Here is an 18422-nt window from a genome sequence, read left to right as displayed (position 1 = left end):
CGGGCCCGAATAACGGCTTGCCGCGCTCGCAGGCGAGACGTCCAGCCCCATCGAGCTCCCCATGGCGTCGCGCGCCGATCAATCCTTCTTGTCGTAGGGATTATCGCCGCCAGAGCGCATCTGCACGCGGATCGGCGTACCCGGCATGTCGAAGGTCTCGCGGAGACCATTGGAAAGATAACGCATGTAGCTTTCCGGCATGGCCTCGGGCCGCGAGCCGAAGATAATGAACATCGGCGGCCGCGTCTTGGCCTGGGTGATGTAGCGGATTTTCAGGCGACGGCCGGCGACGGCCGGCGGCGGATGATGCTCAATGAGGCCGGTCAGCCAGCGATTGAGCCGGCCGGTAGAAATGCGGGTGTTCCACACATCATAGGCACGCACCACGGCCTGCATCAGCTTGTCGATGCCCTGGCCGTTGATGCCGGACAGCGTCACCAGTTCGACGCCGCGCACCTGCGGCAGCAGTCGTTCGCACTCCTCGCGGAGCTCTCTGAGCTTGGCGGCGCGGTCCTCGACGAGATCCCACTTGTTGAGGCCAATCACCAGCGCCCTGCCCTCGCGAACGATCAGGTCGACGATGTGCAAGTCCTGCTTCTCGAAGGGGATGGTGGCGTCGAGCAGGACGACCACGACCTCGGCGAACTTGATGGCCCGGAGCGCGTCGGCCACCGACAGCTTTTCCAGCTTCTCCTGCACGCGCGCCTTGCGGCGGAGGCCGGCAGTGTCGAACAGCTTCACTTCGCGATCGCGCCAGACCCAGTCGACCGAGATGGAATCGCGGGTGATGCCGGCCTCCGGTCCGGTGAGCAGCCTGTCTTCGCCGATCATCCGGTTGATCAACGTCGACTTGCCGGCATTGGGTCGGCCGGTGACGGTAACTCGCAGTGGCCGCTGTTCCTGCGGCTGAACGAAGTTGCCCTCTTCATCGACGTCGAGGTTGACGACGGCCTCTTCGCTGTCAGGCTCTGCAAAACCGAGACGCCCCTCAAGTGCCTCGCGCAATGCGTCGTAGAGGTCGGCCATGCCCTGGCCATGCTCGGCCGAGACGGCGATCGCCTCGCCGAGACCGAGCTCGTAGGCCTCCATCAGCCCCGCTTCGACGCCGCGTGCCTCCGCCTTGTTGGCGACCAGGATCACTTCGCGATCCATGCGGCGGATCATGTCGGAGAAATGCTTGTCGAGCGGCGTGATGCCGGCCCGAGCGTCGTAGAGGAACAGAATCGCGTCGGCATCGCGGATCGCCGTCTCGGTCTGGGCGCGCATGCGGCCTTCAAGCGAGTCCGGATTGGCCTCCTCAAGGCCGGCGGTATCGATGACCTGGAACGTGAGATCGCCGAGCCGGCCGTTGCCGACGCGGCGGTCGCGCGTCACGCCGGGCGTATCGTCGACCAGCGCCAGCTTCTTGCCGACGAGGCGATTGAACAGGGTGGACTTGCCGACATTCGGACGGCCGACGAGGGCGACGGTCGGTTGCGCGGGCATGGTCGAAACTTCCTTCAATAGACGTTGCGGCGCCGGATCAGCCGATCCGCCGCCGCCCGTCCGTTATCCTATGGCGCCGCGATCAGTTCACGGCGATGAGCGTACCGTCCCCGGCCAGAACCATCATCTTGCCGGAGTTCAGAATGGGGGCGATGGCGCCGCTGAAGCCGATCTCTGTGGTGACACCGAGTGCACCGGACACGGCATCCACCGAGGCGATGCGACCGTCGTTGGAGGTGGCCCACAGCTTGCCGGCGGCCATCACCGGTCCGGCCCAGGACCCCTTGCGGCTCGACGACGGCCTGAGCGGCAGCGTCTGGGCCCAGATTACCTTGCCGGTCTTGAGATCGACCGCGATCATGCGGTTCTCGAGGTCGATCAGGAACAGGCTGCCGCCGGAAATGACCGGCGTCTCGGCGCTTCCGATGGGCTGCTGCCAGCGGACGTCGCCGGTCTTGAGATCGAGGGCCACCAGCGCACCGCCGATGCCCGTAGCATAGACGGCATCGCCGTGGATCACCGGGCTCGCCGACGCATCGCGCAGGCCGGTGATCGCAGAGATCGAGCTGTTGCCGGTGATCGACGCCTGCCACTTGACGCTGCCGGTGGCAAGATCGAACGCCTGGATCTGACCGGTCGATCCGGCCACGACCACCGTATCGGCGGAGATAGCCGCGCTACCGGCTCCAGCCAGCGCCGCACCGGAAACCTCCGTCGAGGCGCGCCAGCCGGTTGCACCGGTCGTCGCATCGAAGGCCTGCACAACGCCGGACTGGGCGGTGACGACCACCTTGCCGCTGCCGACGGCCGGCGCCGAGCGGGCCGGCGCGTCAAGCTTCACCCGCCACAGGATCGAACTGGTCGCGGTTTCGATCGAGAGAAGCTCGCCGTAGCCTGTCGCGACATAGACACGGCCGCCCGAGACGGCGACTCCACCGCCGCCGACAGAGTCCCGCGCCCCCTGGGGATAGGCGCCGACATGCCAGGTGGCACCGCTGTTGGCCACCTTGAAACCCGAAACGACACCGACCGCGTCATAGACGTAGACGACACCATCAGCCGCCACGGGACGGGCCGAGATGCCGCGTCCCTTGCTGGTCGACAGCCCCATCATGCCATTGCCGAAGCCGGACTTGCCGCCCTTGATCGACCAATAGTGAACGCCTTGCAGGGCACCTGCCACGTTGCCCGGGTCGTTGGTCGCCGTGCCGCCGGGTTGCGACCACGCGGTGAGCGCCGTCGCCGCGCCGATGTTCGCCCGACCATTGGTGATGCCGCGCGTCGGATCGGACACCGCCAGGATCGACGTGCGATTATCCTGGATGACCGGCTGGTCCTTCTTGAACGGGTTGAGGTTGGAGAGCGAATCCATCGCCGAATCCGAGCCGCAGCCGCCGAGCGTCGCGGCGACGACCAGTGCGAGAACCGCGTGGGAAAGGCGTGGAAAAGCTGTCATCCGGCAGCTCCGGTATCGCCGGCCTCGGAAATCGCGAGGTCGCGCAGAAGGCGGGCACGACTGCGCGCTGCCGAGGGCGTGGTCGGATCGTCGGTCAGCTTGCGAGCCTCCTCGCCCACCGATTTCCAATCTTCCGCGCGGACGGCGGCCAGCGCGATGATTTCGCGCGCCGCATGACGCCAGGGGGAAATGTCGTTGTTGTAGCCCGAGACACGCGACTTGATCTGATCAAGGTTCTCGCGGTCGACGGCGATCAGCGCGGCGCGAATGGCCGCAAGATCGCGGACGGCCTGATCGACACCCGACGCCTTGGACAGATCTTCGAAGGCGGCAAGCGCATTGTCCGTTTCGCCCATCGCCGCATGTTCGGAGGCGGCACGGAAGCGCGCAAGTATCTGGTACTGGGCCGGCGCGCCGCCGGCATAGGCGGCGAGCGCCTCGGCCAGCGCCTTGTGATCGCCAGGCTTGGTCGAGGCCAACACCTGCGCGTAGGCATCACCCGCCGCATTGGCGCGGCTGGTCGCCCAGTAATCATAACCGCGCCAGGCGGCGGTGCCGATGACGATGAGAGCGGCCGCCACATAAAGCACCCAGCCGTAACGCTTCCACAGGCCGGTCAGCCGGTCGCGGCGCAGGTCTTCACCGACTTCGTCGAAAATATCAGACATCTTCTACCCAACTATCGGACGCCGCCCCGGGGCACGGCTCGCACCGGCTCCGGCCGGCGCAACTCATCGACGCCGTTTACAGCCTTTTTTACGGCGACGCCACCTCTTCATGCGGACCGCACAGAGCCCGTCACAAGAGCGGCATGCCGATCAGCCAGTCGTGCAGCAGGAACATCAGCGCCGCCCACACGGCAAGGCCCACCGCCACGGCGATCCAGTCGTTCAGCGGTTCTGGAGTGGCCGTCGTCGCCGCGGTCATTGGCCGGGCGATCAGCGAGAAGCGGGCGGCCAGCGTCCATATGAAAAAGACCGCGCTGAGCAGCACGCCGGCGAGCGTGCCGATTGCTAGCGCATGTGCCACGGACCAGAGCGTCACCGACATCAGCATCGGGTGACGCACGAAGCGGCCGATCCGCGTCGGAACGGGAAAGAAGGAGGCCACAAGCAGCGGCAGCGCCACGGCCATCAGCACGAAGGAAAAGACGCGCGCCCACGACGGCGGCTCGAACAGCAGCACCGGATCCTGTCGGGCGAGACCGTAACCGTAGATCGTGAGGATGAGCCCGGTAAGCGCCACAAGCGAATAGATGCCCCGCCACGGATTGTAGCCGACGCGGGCAATCGCCGCCTCGCGAATGCCGGGTGCAAGGATATAGATGGAGTGGATGCCGACGAAGAGAACGAGGCCAACAAGGAAAATGGACATTCCCGGCTCCCTGAACAGTCGAGGTGCTGACCGGCCGCCTGTCGCACTCCGACTGTCGCCCGGGCCAGCCGCCACTTCGGAAAAATCGGCTAAAAAGCGATATCTCTCCCAAAGACGCCAATGACCATAATCAATTAACGCCTGCGTGCAATATTGATCCGCATCTTTACGGGGGATGTCATGTATCGCGCCTTCGCCCTGTTGGGATTGTCCCTTTGCCTGACCATCGCCGCGCCCGCCCGCGCAGCGACGGACGACACTCCAAGCCTTGGCGACATCTCCATGCGGCCGTCATTGTCGCCTGACCGAGCCAGCGAACTCGCAATGACGCTGCCGCCCGCCGCCGACATCGCCGAGGCGCTCGGCGCCGGTCCCGCCAGCCGGCAGGCGCTCGGCCCCAAAGTCATGGTGCGCGTCGACATTTCCTCGCAAACCATGACCGTACTGGTTCACGGCAAGGTCGTTCATGAGTGGAAGGTGTCCACAGCCGGACGCGGCTACATCACACCGACCGGATTCTGGACGCCCTACCGCATGCATGTGATGTGGCGGTCGCGGAAATACGACAACGCGCCGATGCCACATTCCATCTTCTTCCATGAGGGGTACGCGATCCACGCCACCCCCCATATAAAGCGTCTCGGCAAGCCCGCCTCGCATGGCTGCGTTCGCCTGCATCCGGACAATGCCAAGATCCTGTTCGCCCTGGTCCGGCAATATGGGCCATCCGTTGTCCGCGTTTCGGTCGAGCCGTGACCGAGCAGCCGTCCGCTCGCAAGGCCAGTCGACAGGACATCAGCCAAACGCCTGCCCGAGGTCCGCTTGTCGCATAGCGACCCGGCAGTCACTCACATCCCGGTAGCGGCGGGTCATATGGACGGCAAAGCCGAGGACCACCGCGTCCGTATGGCACCACCCCAGGAGATGCAGCAGCATTGTCCATGACAACGCTGTCATTTTCGGATGATCGTCCATAGGGTTGGTGCGGAGTGGTGAAAACGATTCAACTGGAACAACCAGAACCGCGTACCATCAGCCAAAACCGATTCAGGCGCCTATCTGGATCTACGTATCTATTTTCGAGCCGTTCCAAACCCGACAGGGGCATTCATAACCGCGGCCGCCTTTCAAAATTTCTTTGGGGAGGTTTTAGGCAACGTTTGTGCTGCATCGCAGCAATAGCTCGTTCCTGATGTAATCACATCAAATTGTCACTCAAAAACATGAAATAGCGGCAAATATGCGCCACACCCTCCGTCGAAAGTCGTATTTCAGCCGCAATCGGACGCCGACAGCGTTAACTTTTAGCGCGACAAATGCTGCCGCGCGAAAACTGCATTCCTGACATGCATAGCCCCCTCTAGCCTCGCATGCCTCGATCGCCTAATTGTCTCCTTGTCGAGAGCGAAGCGCAGCAGACACCAGACTGAAGAGCGCAGCGCCTCACAACCCGAATGGATGAATGAAATGCTGGACACCGTTGTCAACAAGCTCCGCAGCTACCGCAAGTACCAGGAGACCTACCGCGAGCTCTCCCGTCTGAGCGCCCGCGAGCTTGCCGACCTGGGCATCTCCCGCGGTGAGATCTCCAACGTCGCCCGCAAGGCGACGCTCTGAACCCACGAGATTAGGCTCGCCTGCCGAACTTTCCTCCTCCCAGTTCCGCGGCGACCCTGATAGACACCCTGCCGGTTCCTCCTCCCTCCGGCCGGTGTCTTGGAAAGATGGTCCTCCTCCCCCATCTTTCCGTTAGGCGACGATGGTCCGTCCTCCTCCCAGGACCATTTCGCCGGATTTGTGAGTACCGACCTGCCCTTCCTCCTCCCTGGGCAACGTCGGTTTGGTTGCAGCAATCCTCCTCCCTTGCTGCGACCCTCCTGCGATGCTCCTCCTCCCGCATCGCAGGCTAGCTGTAGCGGCATACCTCCTCCCATGCCGTCTACAGAAAATTGCGGCGCCCACCGGATCTCCTCCCCCGGTGGGCGTTTGCATTTTGAGGCTTTCCGGATCTGTGTGCTCATAGGGCGCAACTCAGGAAAAACGCTGCATGTGCCCGGCGGACATGCTATCCCCCCGCCATGACCAATCAGCCCCACGCCCCCATTCACATCGTCGGCGCCGGCTTGGCCGGTTCGGAAGCAGCCTGGCAGCTTGTCTCGCGCGGCATTCCGGTCGTTCTTCACGAAATGCGTCCCAAGCGCGGCACGGAAGCCCACAAGACCGGCGGCTTCGCCGAACTGGTCTGTTCCAACTCCTTCCGGTCCGACGACCATGAGAACAATGCGGTCGGCCTGCTACACGAGGAAATGCGCCGCGCCGGTTCGCTCATCATGGCCTCCGCGGATGCCAACAAGGTTCCCGCCGGCGGCGCACTGGCCGTCGATCGCGACGGCTTCTCCGACAAGATCACCGCCACGCTGCGCGCCCATCCGCTCGTGACCGTCGCCGAGGGGGAAGTGGACGGCCTTCCGCCCGAGGATTGGGGCGATGCGATCGTCTCGACCGGCCCGCTTACCTCTCCGGCACTTGCCGACGCCATCCGGGCGACCACCGGCGCCGCATCGCTCGCCTTCTTCGACGCCATCGCGCCCATCGTCCATTTCGACAGCATCGACATGGACAAGGCCTGGTTCCAGTCCCGCTATGACAAGCCCGGCCCTGGCGGCACCGGCGCCGACTACATCAACTGCCCGCTGGACCGCGACGAGTACGAGGCCTTCATCGATGCGCTGCTCGCGGGCGACAAGACCGAGTTCAAGGATTTCGAGAAGACGCCCTATTTTGACGGTTGCCTGCCGATCGAGGTGATGGCTGAGCGTGGCCGGGAGACGCTACGCCACGGGCCGATGAAGCCGGTCGGCCTCACCAATCCGCGCAATCCCACCGTAAAGTCCTACGCCATCGTCCAGCTACGCCAGGACAACGCGCTCGGTACGCTCTACAACATGGTGGGCTTCCAGACGAAGCTGAAATACGGCGCTCAGGTCGACATTTTCAGAATGATCCCAGGGCTCGAGCGGGCCGAGTTTGCCAGGCTCGGTGGCCTTCACCGCAATACCTATCTCGACAGCCCGCGTCTGCTCGACCCGGTGCTTCGCCTCAAGGCCGCGCCGCGCCTCCGGTTTGCTGGCCAGGTGACAGGCTGCGAGGGCTATGTCGAGTCGGCATCGATCGGACTTCTGGCCGGTCGGTTTGCTGCCGCCGAGCGACTCGGCAACGCAGCCGTTCCTCCGCCGCCGACCACCGCGCTCGGCGCCCTGCTCGGCCACATCACCGGCGGGCATATTTCGGCGGAAACCGAAGGCGCGCCCCGCTCCTTTCAACCGATGAACGTCAACTTCGGGCTTTTCCCGCCAGTCGAGATACCGCGCGAACCAGACCGACGGCTGCGCGGCAACGAGAAGACCATTGCCAAGCGTCAGGCGATCTGTCGCCGCGCGCTCGCCGATCTTGCTGTTTGGCTTGGCTGACATAGAGAAAATCCGAGTGGGACCGAGAGCTCATCAACCAGAGGAAGTATTTGTTTCCCCAGTAATAATTACAAAAGGAAAATCTGGCTTATAGAGAGACAGCGTCCTCTTCTGGAATGCAGACGATGGCTCTTGGTGGCTTGCTGCGGGTTTTGCGCCGTTTGAACGGATGGGTTCTCCGTCCCGCCAGTCTGCCAGCATTGATCGCCCTCATTGCCGTCGGGCTGCTTGGCCTGCTCGCCGACTACCAAAACCACCAGATATTCGAGCAACACTCCCGCGCCGCTGTCGCCGATCGCCTGTCTGTCATCCGGGCACGCCTAGAGGGCAACATCAACCGCGATATCCAGATCGGTCGCGGCATCGTGGCGGCTTTGGCCACGCGTCCGGACCTCGACAGCGCGGAGTTTGGCGCGCTTGTCGAGCATCTGCTGGCAGCCGGCTCCGATCTTCGTCTGATCGCCGCCGCGCCGGACATGATCGTCCGAATGGTCCATCCCCTCATCGGCAACGAGAAGGTGATTGGCCTCGATTATACAAAGACGCCCAGCCAGCGAGATGCCGTTCTGCGCGCCAGGGAAACGGGCCAGCTCGTCCTTGCTGGCCCGATTGAGCTGGTTCAGGGCGGCGTCGGCATTGTCGGGCGCTTTCCCGTCTTTATCGACCGGCCTGCCGGACCGCCCGTGTTCTGGGGGATCGTCTCGGCGGTCATCGACATCGAGCGCCTCTATGCCAACAGCGGCATTACCGCCGCCGATTTCACTCTCGACCTCACCATACGCGGACGGGATGGCAAGGGAGCAGCCGGCGAGATTTTCTTCGGCTTGGAAGACGTGCTGGCCCGAAGTCCGCTTACCGCCACGATCAACATCCCCGGCGGCACCTGGCAACTCGCGGCCACGCCGAAAGGCGGCTGGCCGGCGCCACCCAACACCGTCAGCTTCCGCCTGATGATCGCCCTCATCGGTGCGCTGGTGGTTCTCCCGATCCTGATTACCGGCCATCTTTATGCGGAGCGGCGGCGAAACCTCGATGAGCTCAGCGAAGCCAAGAGGCTGGCCGAGGCCCGCAATATTCAGCTCGAGGAGGCCAATCGTCGCGCACGGCACACATCGCTGCATGATGAGCTGACGGGGCTGCCCAACCGCCGTCATCTCATGGACCATCTCGGCCGTCTGGACACCGGCGCACCGAGGGGCAAGGCCCGGATCGCTGCTCTTCACATCGACCTCGATCGTTTCAAGCAAGTCAACGACACCTACGGCCACGCGGCGGGTGACCGCCTCCTCCAGCATGCCGCCGACCTCATGCGCGCGGTGTTCCGGCCAGATGACATGGTGGCCCGCATCGGCGGCGACGAGTTCGTCGCCGTCTGCATCAGCGAGGAGCCTGAAGAGTTGGCCCGCACTTTGGCCGACAACCTGATCGCCGGGTTCCGCCACCCGATCGATCTTGGGGAAGTTCGGTGCCGCAGCGGTCTTTCCATTGGCATTGCCTGTGGCGATCTTCGCAGCGATCAATCGTCCAAGCTGCTGATCGACGCCGATATCGCTCTCTATCGAGCCAAGAAACTCGGCCGCAATCGCTTCGAGTTCTTTACGAGAGCTCTGGAGGCGCAAGTCGTCAGCGCCAAGCGACTGGCCGACGAAATCCTGACCGGCATTGAGGAAAATCAGTTCACCGCCCATTACCAGCAGCAGTTCGATGCCTCGACGCGCGAGCTGGTCGGGCTTGAGGCGTTGCTCCGGTGGAATCATCCGACGGAAGGACTGCTCGTCCCTGCACGCTTCATGGAGGTGGCGGAGGACATCAATGCCCTGCCAACGCTCGATCACATGGTGCTGGAAACCGCTCTCGCCCATCGCCGGCGCTGGTGTTCCGCCGGCCTGCGGGTGCCGAGAATCGCCGTGAATGTCTCGATGGGCCGCCTTCGCGACGAACGCCTTGCCGACATGCTCAGGGCGATGGCGATCGAGCCGGGGACGCTGTCTTTCGAGCTGACTGAGGCGATTTATCTCGACGAAAGCGACGAGGTCGTCTGCGACAACATTCGCGGCATCAAGGACCTCGGGATCGACATCGAGATCGATGACTTCGGCACCGGCTACGCCTCGATCGTCAGCCTGATGCGCTTGCAGCCAACGCGCCTCAAGATCGCAAGCCAGCTGACGGCTGCGGTCTCCACCTCGTCGGCCCAGCGTCAGCTCATCCGGTCGATCGTCGAGATCGGGCGAACGCAGGGTATCGGTGTTGTCGCCGAGGGAGTCGAAACGCTGGAGCAGGCACATATTCTCACCGAACTCGGCTGCCAGACGCTGCAAGGTTATGCCCTCGGCCGGCCGGCGGACGCCGACGAGATGGCCCGCCTGATGATCGAAGAAAGCAAGGTTTCGGTCGTGAAGCGGCAAAATCTACGCTCGGAGACGCTCGACGCCCTGCTTGTTTCCGAGAGCGATCAGAGCTAGAGAAAGGTCCGGTCGGCAGTTCACCAAGGCGTCGCTGTCCCCATTCGGGGAAGCTAAACCTGCCAGTTCCTATCGGAAGTCGACGGACACCCTCCCGTGCCCCGCCGCAAGCCAGCGACCAGCGACAATCAGCAATGATCGGCACGCTCAGGGATAAACCATGTCCAGAGACATCCTGCCGCTGACAGCGCCCGACATTTCGGCCCTCGCAAAAACCCTCGGACGGGAACTCGCCGTCTTCGACGGCAAGCCCGGTCACGTTCAGCTCCTCAACATGCTGGCGCGCGCTTCCGGCTATCGCAACTTTCAACACTTCCGCGCTGCCTCCCTGGCGGAGGAACGCCTTGCCGAACCAACACCCGCGCCGGAACCCATCGACCACGCTCTGGTCGAGCGGGTGTCGGGCCACTTCGATGCCGACGGACAGCTCCTGCGCTGGCCGTCGCGCTATGGCCACCAGAGCCTGGCGCTTTGGGTGCTCTGGTCGCGCCTTGAGGCCGGAGCCGTCTACAGCGAGTTCGATGTCAGCCTGATCATTCGCAACAACCATCGCTTCGGCGACCACGCATTGATCCGCCGTGCGATGATCGATGCCGGTCTCGTCATGCGTACGCCCGACGGGCGGGAGTATCGGCGCGTCGAGCGCAAGCCGACTGGAGACGCACTGGCGCTGATCCGGCGGATCGCTGGCCGCACCACAGCTTGACGACGGCAAGGGCTGAAGACTTCTTCAGGCCTTGCGCGCGGCGTAAAGCCGTTCGATGACGAGGTCGAAATAGCCGTCGGCATCGACCTCGGTCAGCACCAGCGCATTCTTCGGCCGGCTCGTCACCGAATGCCAGTCGACGACGGTCATGCCGCGCGTCAGCTCATCGCAGGAGATCTCGACGTTGACGAGGCGCCCCCGGAACAGCTCGGGCTTCAGGAGATAAGCCGTGACGGTCGGGTCGTGCAGCGGCCCACCGTCCATGCCCCAGGCCTTTTCGTCGAAGCGCTTGTTCCATTCGAGAAGGTGGTAGAAGGCCTCCATGTGCGGCCCGCCCATGGCACGCAGCTTGTCGAGGCGGGGCTTCTTGGTGAGTGCCGTGTGGGTGCAGTCGAGCGGGATCATGACGATGGGTGCGCCGCACTCGAACACCTTCTTCGCCGCCTCAGGGTCGACATAGATGTTGTACTCCGCCGCCGGAGTGACGTTACCGCCCTCCGAACGCGCGCCGCCCATCAGCACGATGCCTTCGAGGCGGGAAGCAAGCCGCGGCTCTCTCGCCATGGCCAAGGCGATATTGGTGAGCGGCGCGAGACAGCAGAGCGTTACCGTCTTCTCCGGCCGCGACATCACGAGCTCGACGATCTTGTCGGGCGCGAAGCCATCGGCCGCCGTGGCCACCGGGTCGGGCAGATCATAGCCCTCGAAACCGGTCGCCCCATGCACATACTCGGCCGTCTCAAGCACACGCACCATCGGGCCCGCGGCGCCGGCATAGACGGGCACCTCGCCTGCCCGTCCCACGATTTCCAGCGCCTTCAGTGCGTTGCGGGTCGTGTAGTAAAGCGGCACGTTTCCGCCGACCGTGGTGATCGCCAAGAGCTCCAGATCGTCGGGCGAACCGAGAGCCATCAGGAAGGCAACGGCATCGTCGGGCGACGGATCTGTATCGATGATGATGGACTTGACCATGAGGGGCTCCGGAAAGGCCTGTCGGCTCCCGCAGCCATATCCGTTCAATTACCTAGAGGCAACGGCCGAATCTAGGAGCATGGCAGCTCAGTCCGAAACGAGCAGCTTTCCATTGGCCAATCCAAGCAGCGTCGCCAGCACGACCACCAGCACCAGAAGCGAGGTAATGGCGAGTTGCGCCCACAACAACCAGTCGGCAAAGGGGAAGGGATAGGCCCTCACCAGGGTGAACAGCGCCACCGTGAAGGCCGCGGCGGGGAAGGTATAGCTCCACCACGACAGTGCCAGCGGGGCTCTCAGGAAGCGCGGCAGGATGGTGAGGAACACGACCGCGAGGAAGGAGGCGTAGCCGAACAGAGCCAGCGCCGGCCAGTCGACCTTGCCTTCGAGTGCCACCAGCGACAGGAAGGCGACGGAGGGCGGCGCCAGGAAGATCACCAGCGTTGGCTTCAGCTTTTCCGGAAAGACCGGACCGGCGGCGATGCGCTGGAACAGTAGCGGCTGCACGGTCAGCCAGAAGATCATGCCGATGCCGAACAGCAGCCATGAAGGCATGACGAGGCCAAGCCTGACGCCGAACACCGGCGCCAGCAGCATGCCGACCAGCGGGATCAAGGTTGGCGGCATCAGCGACATCGGGTCATGACGCGGCGTCAGCATCAGCCCGCGCACCGTGAAAAGCGCCACAAGAACATGCAGCGACACGGCGACCGTCCACGCCCAGAGGGCAGCGGCGGGCTGCGTCGGAATCAGCATGGCCGATATCATCATCAGCCCGATGGTGAAGGCGCCGGCAAAGGCAGCGCGGGCCGGTTGGCCAAGATCGGCGAAAAGGGCGCGCGGATGGCGGATCTCCCGCCAGATATGCAAAAGGGTGAGCAAAACCCAGATCAGTGCCGCCACCGACAGCAGCGCTTCACCGGGAAAGGCCGGCACGCCGAAATGGGCCGTTGCCTCGCGCCAGGCAAGGCCAAGGCCACCGATCCCCATGGGAGCCGAGAAGAGCGGAAACGGAAGATGGGCGATGCGGTCGGGTCGCGCCGGCGCGGCCGCGGGCTCCGCTGCGTCACGGTCGGTTGGGGTGGCGGTCGCCATGTCGTCCTCCTCGCGCGGATGGGAAGTCCGCGACATGTTTCCATTCTCACATGCGGAGGCTAAGGCTCCGTAAAGCCTAACGGACCAAACTTGGCCTTAAGCCGCCTTGCCAAGTCCGCCCAAGCCACCAGTATGAAGGAAATGCCGGCGCATCGTCCGGCTGTTCTTCCGAGGTGCAGATGTCCAGCCAGCCCGTCATCACGTTCCACGGCGCCGCCGAAACCGTTACCGGCTCCTGCCACATGGTCGAATCCGGCGGGCATCGCGTCTTGATCGACTGCGGCATGTTCCAGGGCTCAAAGACGGAAAAAGAGCTCAACTATCGCGCCTTTCCCTTCGACCCTCGCGCCATCGACGCCTTGATCCTGACCCACGCCCACATCGATCATTCCGGTCTCCTTCCAAAGCTGGTCAAGGACGGCTTCACCGGTCCGATCTTCGCAACAGCCCCAACCGTCGACCTTTGCAAGGTGATGCTGCCCGATTCCGCCCACATCCAGGAGATGGAGGTGGAACAGCTCAACCGCCGCAATAAGCGGCGCGGACGGCAGGAAGTCACGCCCATCTATACGCTGCTCGACGCCATGGAAACGGTGAAACGGATGCGCGCCATGCGGCTTGGCGAGTGGCACGAGGCGGCGCCGGGCATCCGTTTCCGGCTGTGGAACGCTGGCCATCTGCTCGGTTCGGCGTCGGTCGAGATGGAGGCGGCCGGCGGTGAGCGGCCGGTACGCATTCTGTTCTCGGGCGACCTCGGGCCGGACAACAAGCTGTTGCAGCCGGAGCCGGAGGCCCCCACCGGCTGGGATCACGTGGTCATGGAATCGACCTATGGCGACACCGACCGGCAGGAAGTGACCGAGGCCAGGCGCCGGGCGGCATTGCGCGCCGAGGTGAAGGCGGCGATCAACCCCGACGGCGCCCTGCTGATCCCCTCATTCGCCGTGGAACGCACGCAGGAGCTTCTGGCCGATCTCGTCCATCTCTTCGAGACCGGCGAACTGCCGCCCTGCCCCGTCATCATCGACTCACCGCTCGCCAATCGGGCCAGCCAGATCTTTCGCTCCTACGCCCGCAGCCTCGACAATGGCGACCTGCTGTTGCGCGCCTTCGCCTCGCCGCATGTTCGTTTCACCGAGAGCGTCGAACAGTCGATGGCCCTCGACCAAATGCACGGCTTCCACATCGTCATCTCGGCGTCGGGCATGTGCGAAGCCGGACGCATCCGCCACAGGCTTCGCAACTGGCTGTGGCGGCCGGAAGCGACGGTGCTGCTGGTCGGTTATCAGGCCGCGGGCACGCTTGGACGGCTGCTTGCCGACGGCGCTCCCATCGTCCGCATGAAGGGAGAGCAGATCGACGTTCGTGCCCGGATCCGCAAGCTCGACCTTTACAGCGGCCATGCCGACGGACCGGAGCTTGCCACCTGGCTCAAGAAGCGCCTGCCGGTGGCCGGCACCGTGTTCATGGTGCATGGCGAGGAGAAGGCGATCGGCGGCCTCAGAGCGCGGCTCGCCGACAGCCTGCCTCGCGAGCGCCTCGTCGACCCGCGCCTCGACGCCTCGTTCCGCCTTGGCCACGCCGCCGCCGTCGAGATCCTGGATAGCGCGAGGAGGCCGCGCCTCGCTCCGGCGCAAGTCGGTCACACCGACTGGCACAACGATTATCAGAGCCTCCTGCTCGACATCCAGGCGGAGATCGGCAAGGCGGCCGATGAGAGAACCCGCGCGAAGGTCATTCGGCGGCTTCGGGACGCCCTTGCCGCCGAATGACTTGAGGAGTTCCCCTCGCCGCCGCACCGGCATAGAAAGGCTGTGGGCCGACTGTTGACGCAGGCGACCCCGCAGCCAAGGACGAACCGCATGCCGATCAATGCCTCGATCACCCTCAGAAGCGACGGTCCGACGTCGGTCAACGGCGATCGCATCCGCCTCCTGGAGGCGGTAGCTCGCGAGGGCAGCATCTCGGCCGGAGCCAAGGCTGTCGGCATTACATACAAGGCAGCCTGGGACTGGCTCGACGCTCTGGCCAACCTGTTCGGCCTGCCGATGCTGGATACCCGCACGGGTGGCCGGGCGGGCGGCGGTGCGACCCTCACGCCGGCCGGTGCCAAGGTGATCGAGGCCTATCGCCGGATGGAGGCGGAGATGGCCCGCGTGGTTCGCCTGATCGAGCCTGACCTCGCCGGCAGCGGCATTTCTCCTCTCAACCTCTTCTCGGGGTATTTCATGCGGACATCGGCGCGCAACGTTCTCCGCGGCACCATCGTCTCCATCGACGCCGACGCGCTCAACGCCGACGTCGCGTTGGCCGTCTCGGACGAGACCACCATCCACGCCACCGTCACGGCCAGCAGCCTCAAGGATCTCGGTCTCATTGTCGGTCGCGAGGCGATCGTTCTGATCAAGGCGCCCTTTGTGATGATCGCTCCGGGAACGAAACCGCCGACCGTCTCCGTTGCCAACCGCATCGCCGGCCGCATCGCACGCATCGAGACGGGCACGGTCAATGCGGAAGTGGTGCTTGACATTGGCGGCGGCAAATCGCTCGCCGCTTCCATCACCGCCCGCTCCGCCGAGGCGCTGGCGCTTGCGGAAGGTAACCCCGCCTTTGCGCTGTTCGATGCCGGGCACGTCATCATAGCCATCGATTGACAGCGCCCACCCGTGTCGTGCGGCCATCATCCTGACAGATCCTGACTCCCACCTTTCCTAATACTGCGGCAACGAGGTCCATGGCGCTTTCTCATCTGGCATGGGCCGGAAGTTGGCGCTAAATCTTGGTTTGAATCGATTCTGCGCTCCATCTCCATCCGTTCGGTGATCCGATGACCCAAGTTCGCCTGATCATGCTGATTTTCCTGCTGGAGCCGCTTGTCTTCGGCAACTGGCTCTCGCGCATTCCGGAAGTGCAGGCGGGCCTCGGCCTCAGCCCGGCGGAGCTTGCACTCGCCCTCCTGGGCATGCCGATCGCCAACCTTCTGATCCTGCCGTTTGCCGGTCGCATCTGCCACGTGGTCGGCGCCCGCAACCTCTTGATCGCCACCTTCGCGGGCATGCTGCTGATCCTGACCCTGCCGGGGCTCGCCTTCAACATTCCCTCGCTGTTTCTCATCCTTGCTTCCTGCGGTGCCCTGCTGGCGCTGGCCGAGCTCGCCATGAACGTCGAGGCGGCGCGCATCGAGGAAGAAGCCGGCCGGCTGATCATGAGCACCTGCCACGGCTGCTGGAGCGTCGGCATCGGTGTGGGCAGTTTCGTCGGCGCGACACTGGCCACCTTCGGTTTGTCGGTGACCGAGGCGCTGGTGCTCTCCGTGGCCGTCATACTGCCGATCGCCGTCTGGGCCGGGCTCCAGTTGCCGGCGGAACCGGTCAAGGAAACGAAAGCCGAAGAAGCGCCGATGCCCTCCTTCTTCACCATTCCACCCAAGGCCTTGCTTTTGGTCTGCATTTTCAGCATCGGCTTCGCCGTCACCGAGGGCGCTATGGGCGATTGGTCGGGCATTTTCCTGCGCGACGAGACGGGCACACCGACGTCGATGCTCGGCTATGGCTACGCCGTCTTCGCGGCGCTGCTGTCGGCCGGCCGCTTCATGGGCGACGCGTTGCGTCAGCGCTTGGGCATGGTGATGCTGGGTCGGCTCTCGGTGTCCATCGCCCTGGGCGGCGCCGTGCTGCTTTCGGTCGCCACCAACTTCTGGGTGGGCGCCGTCGCCTTCGGCATGATCGGCCTCGGCATTTCCACCGCCTTCCCGATGGCGGTGACCGCTGTCACCTCGATACCGGGTACGGCAGCCGGCAATGTCGCCATCCTCTCGGCGATCTACGTGCTCGGCTTCCTGGCCGGTCCGCTGGTGATTGGTGGTCTGGCCGAATTCCTCGGCATTCGCGTCGGCCTGATGTTCCTCATTCCGGTTCTGTTCGTCAGCCTGATGCTAACCGGCTCGCTTCGCCCCGGCGACCGAAAGGCACCGGAGGAGGCCGAACCGGCCCGCGCCTAGAGCGCGCTGTCAAGCTGTCCGGTTCAGGATGGCGACGAAGAAGCCGTCCGTGCCGGTAAGCGCCGGCGTGAGCCGCAGCATGGATCCGTCCCGTCCATCGAGGCGGAGACGGGTCAGCTCTGGCGCGTCCTGGCCGGTCACCGCCCTGAATGCGGCGGCCGCATCGCCCAGGGCGAACGCCGGCGTGCGGCTCAAAAAGGCAGAGATCTGCGCCTCGTTCTCCTCGGGCAGCACCGAGCAGGTGATGTAGACGATACGGCCGCCTGTTTTGACCAGCCGCACCGCGTTGTCGAGCACCGCCGCCTGTTCCTTGAGGCGGATGTCAAGCGCACCCGGAGCAAGCCGCCACTTGGCATCGGGCCGCCGGCGCCAGGTGCCCGAGCCCGTGCACGGAGCATCGACCAGCACGAGATCGCTCTTGCCGGCGAGGTCGCCGAGCACATCCTGGTCGCGGCGCGGCTCGCGGATCTGGATGTTGCGGCTGCCGGAGCGATCGATACGGTCGAGAATATCGCCGAACCGGCGCTTGTCGCTGTCATAGGCGTAGATCTGGCCGTGGTTGCCGAGCGCGGCCGATAGCGCCAGCGTCTTGCCGCCGGCCCCGGCGCACAGGTCGATCACCTGCCGGCCGCCACCGGTCGCGGCGATCAGCGCAGCGAGCTGGCTGCCCTCGTCCTGAACCTCGAACCAGCCCTTCTTGTAGGCGAGATCGGAGGAGACGTGACCCGGCCGGAGATCACCGTCGACCGCCGGAATACGAATGCCCACGGGGGACCAGCGGCACGTCACGGCCTTGAGGTGGTCGAGGCCGGCCAGCACCTGTTCGCGCTCGCTCTTCAGCGTGTTGACGCGCAGGTCGACGTCGGCCCGGCCGGCCAACGCCTCGCCCTCCTCCACCACGCGATCCCCGAAGGCGCGGTCCAGAGAGCTGGCCAGCCATTCGGGATAGTCGCCCTTCGTCCAATCCGGGGCATCGGCGGGGACGGTACCCGAGGACAGCGCGACGCGCTCATCGTCAGTGAGCGAAGCAGGCGCAAACTTGTCCTCTGCGAAGAGTGCGTCCAGGGAAGATACGTTGCGACCCCAGAGGCGCACCGCGGCGGCCAGCGCTAGCGCCCGCGGACTGTCGGAGCCCATGATGGCGGCGAGCGATGCCTTGCGGCGCAACACATCGAACACCAGGTTGCCGATGGCGCTGCGATCCTTGGAGCCGGCGAAACGGTGGGTGAGCCCCCAGTCCTTCAGCGCATCCTGCACCGGACGCCGCGTGCGCTCGACATCCCCCAGCACCTCGATCGCCGCCGCGATCCTGCCGCCGTCTCTCATAGCGATATCCTTCGGTTGCCCGTCCAATCTTGTTGCAGACATATAAACAGTCGGCCGCCGGGAGCAAGCCCTG

Annotated in this window: 15 protein-coding genes; 8 read left to right on the top strand and 7 right to left on the bottom strand. The window is 64.6% G+C overall.

The window, feature by feature from the left end; translation table 11 throughout:
- Window positions 1–78: 78 nt before the first annotated feature.
- The 4 genes from der to CXZ10_RS03715 all read right to left on the bottom strand — a co-directional run bounded on the left by der (window position 79) and on the right by CXZ10_RS03715 (window position 4315).
- A complete protein-coding gene (der, locus tag CXZ10_RS03730; protein ID WP_101287584.1) occupies window positions 79–1485 on the bottom strand; it encodes a ribosome biogenesis GTPase Der in 1407 nt (468 codons plus the stop codon).
- A gap of 82 nt (window positions 1486–1567) precedes the next feature.
- Window positions 1568–2941: an outer membrane protein assembly factor BamB family protein gene (locus tag CXZ10_RS03725; protein WP_101287583.1), complete on the bottom strand. Its 1374-nt coding sequence runs from the start codon at window positions 2939–2941 to the stop codon at window positions 1568–1570.
- The gene (locus CXZ10_RS03720; protein ID WP_101287582.1) at window positions 2938–3609 is read right to left on the bottom strand and encodes a tetratricopeptide repeat protein; all 672 of its coding nucleotides are present in this window, start codon (window positions 3607–3609) and stop codon (window positions 2938–2940) included. The genes CXZ10_RS03725 and CXZ10_RS03720 overlap by 4 nt, the downstream gene beginning before the upstream one ends.
- Window positions 3610–3739: 130 nt before the next feature.
- Window positions 3740–4315 carry an NnrU family protein gene (locus CXZ10_RS03715; protein ID WP_101287581.1) on the bottom strand — a complete coding sequence of 192 codons (576 nt, stop codon included), beginning with the start codon at window positions 4313–4315 and terminating at the stop codon, window positions 3740–3742.
- Window positions 4316–4495: 180 nt separating this feature from the next.
- Between CXZ10_RS03715 and CXZ10_RS21945 the strand changes: the two genes are divergently transcribed.
- The 5 genes from CXZ10_RS21945 (at window position 4496) to CXZ10_RS03690 (ending at window position 10956) form a co-directional block, all read left to right on the top strand.
- Window positions 4496–5071, top strand: a complete 576-nt coding sequence (locus tag CXZ10_RS21945) for a L,D-transpeptidase (RefSeq protein ID WP_101287580.1) — start codon at window positions 4496–4498, stop codon at window positions 5069–5071.
- Between the two features lie 711 nt (window positions 5072–5782).
- Window positions 5783–5932, top strand: a complete 150-nt coding sequence (locus CXZ10_RS03705; protein WP_101287579.1) for a DUF1127 domain-containing protein — start codon at window positions 5783–5785, stop codon at window positions 5930–5932.
- 461 nt (window positions 5933–6393) lie between these two features.
- Window positions 6394–7785 carry a methylenetetrahydrofolate--tRNA-(uracil(54)-C(5))-methyltransferase (FADH(2)-oxidizing) TrmFO gene (trmFO, locus tag CXZ10_RS03700; RefSeq protein ID WP_101287578.1) on the top strand — a complete coding sequence of 464 codons (1392 nt, stop codon included), beginning with the start codon at window positions 6394–6396 and terminating at the stop codon, window positions 7783–7785.
- Between the two features lie 200 nt (window positions 7786–7985).
- On the top strand, window positions 7986–10250 hold the full coding sequence (locus CXZ10_RS03695) for a putative bifunctional diguanylate cyclase/phosphodiesterase (RefSeq protein ID WP_180335845.1): 2265 nt from the start codon (window positions 7986–7988) through the stop codon (window positions 10248–10250).
- Window positions 10251–10410: 160 nt separating this feature from the next.
- The gene (locus CXZ10_RS03690; protein ID WP_101287576.1) at window positions 10411–10956 is read left to right on the top strand and encodes a DUF2087 domain-containing protein; all 546 of its coding nucleotides are present in this window, start codon (window positions 10411–10413) and stop codon (window positions 10954–10956) included.
- A 24-nt stretch (window positions 10957–10980) separates the two neighbouring features.
- On the opposite strand, the gene CXZ10_RS03685 is transcribed toward CXZ10_RS03690, so the two are convergent.
- Window positions 10981–11928 carry a nucleoside hydrolase gene (locus CXZ10_RS03685; protein ID WP_101287575.1) on the bottom strand — a complete coding sequence of 316 codons (948 nt, stop codon included), beginning with the start codon at window positions 11926–11928 and terminating at the stop codon, window positions 10981–10983.
- An 87-nt stretch (window positions 11929–12015) separates the two neighbouring features.
- Complete coding sequence (locus CXZ10_RS03680; protein ID WP_180335844.1) at window positions 12016–13023, bottom strand: SLAC1 anion channel family protein; 1008 nt, start codon at window positions 13021–13023, stop codon at window positions 12016–12018.
- Window positions 13024–13202: 179 nt separating this feature from the next.
- Here CXZ10_RS03680 and CXZ10_RS03675 point away from each other — a divergent pair, with 179 nt between their 5' ends.
- The 3 genes from CXZ10_RS03675 (at window position 13203) to CXZ10_RS03665 (ending at window position 17023) form a co-directional block, all read left to right on the top strand.
- A complete protein-coding gene (locus CXZ10_RS03675; RefSeq protein WP_101287573.1) occupies window positions 13203–14795 on the top strand; it encodes an MBL fold metallo-hydrolase in 1593 nt (530 codons plus the stop codon).
- Window positions 14796–14885: 90 nt separating this feature from the next.
- Entirely contained in the window at window positions 14886–15677 is a 792-nt protein-coding gene (locus CXZ10_RS03670) for a TOBE domain-containing protein (protein WP_101287572.1), read from the top strand.
- A 173-nt stretch (window positions 15678–15850) separates the two neighbouring features.
- Entirely contained in the window at window positions 15851–17023 is a 1173-nt protein-coding gene (locus CXZ10_RS03665) for an MFS transporter (RefSeq protein ID WP_101287571.1), read from the top strand.
- Window positions 17024–17032: 9 nt separating this feature from the next.
- Here CXZ10_RS03665 and CXZ10_RS03660 read toward each other — a convergent pair whose 3' ends face one another.
- Window positions 17033–18349: an RsmB/NOP family class I SAM-dependent RNA methyltransferase gene (locus tag CXZ10_RS03660; protein WP_101287570.1), complete on the bottom strand. Its 1317-nt coding sequence runs from the start codon at window positions 18347–18349 to the stop codon at window positions 17033–17035.
- Window positions 18350–18422 lie beyond the last annotated feature (73 nt).

The sequence above is a fragment of the Pleomorphomonas diazotrophica genome, from assembly GCF_002844595.1.
Lineage (GTDB): Bacteria > Pseudomonadota > Alphaproteobacteria > Rhizobiales > Pleomorphomonadaceae > Pleomorphomonas > Pleomorphomonas diazotrophica.
This window is presented reverse-complemented; position numbering and strand designations above follow the sequence as displayed.

Excerpts from the sequence above, each read along its gene's own strand:
- der (WP_101287584.1), bottom strand. The coding sequence starts at position 1,485 with ATGCCCGCGCAACCGACCGTCGCCCTCGTCGGCCGTCCGAATGTCGGC.
- CXZ10_RS03725 (WP_101287583.1), bottom strand. The coding sequence starts at position 2,941 with ATGACAGCTTTTCCACGCCTTTCCCACGCGGTTCTCGCACTGGTCGTC.
- CXZ10_RS03720 (WP_101287582.1), bottom strand. The coding sequence starts at position 3,609 with ATGTCTGATATTTTCGACGAAGTCGGTGAAGACCTGCGCCGCGACCGG.
- CXZ10_RS03715 (WP_101287581.1), bottom strand. The coding sequence starts at position 4,315 with ATGTCCATTTTCCTTGTTGGCCTCGTTCTCTTCGTCGGCATCCACTCC.
- CXZ10_RS21945 (WP_101287580.1), top strand. The coding sequence starts at position 4,496 with ATGTATCGCGCCTTCGCCCTGTTGGGATTGTCCCTTTGCCTGACCATC.
- CXZ10_RS03705 (WP_101287579.1), top strand. The coding sequence starts at position 5,783 with ATGCTGGACACCGTTGTCAACAAGCTCCGCAGCTACCGCAAGTACCAG.
- trmFO (WP_101287578.1), top strand. The coding sequence starts at position 6,394 with ATGACCAATCAGCCCCACGCCCCCATTCACATCGTCGGCGCCGGCTTG.
- CXZ10_RS03690 (WP_101287576.1), top strand. The coding sequence starts at position 10,411 with ATGTCCAGAGACATCCTGCCGCTGACAGCGCCCGACATTTCGGCCCTC.
- CXZ10_RS03685 (WP_101287575.1), bottom strand. The coding sequence starts at position 11,928 with ATGGTCAAGTCCATCATCATCGATACAGATCCGTCGCCCGACGATGCC.
- CXZ10_RS03680 (WP_180335844.1), bottom strand. The coding sequence starts at position 13,023 with ATGGCGACCGCCACCCCAACCGACCGTGACGCAGCGGAGCCCGCGGCC.
- CXZ10_RS03675 (WP_101287573.1), top strand. The coding sequence starts at position 13,203 with ATGTCCAGCCAGCCCGTCATCACGTTCCACGGCGCCGCCGAAACCGTT.
- CXZ10_RS03670 (WP_101287572.1), top strand. The coding sequence starts at position 14,886 with ATGCCGATCAATGCCTCGATCACCCTCAGAAGCGACGGTCCGACGTCG.
- CXZ10_RS03665 (WP_101287571.1), top strand. The coding sequence starts at position 15,851 with ATGACCCAAGTTCGCCTGATCATGCTGATTTTCCTGCTGGAGCCGCTT.
- CXZ10_RS03660 (WP_101287570.1), bottom strand. The coding sequence starts at position 18,349 with ATGAGAGACGGCGGCAGGATCGCGGCGGCGATCGAGGTGCTGGGGGAT.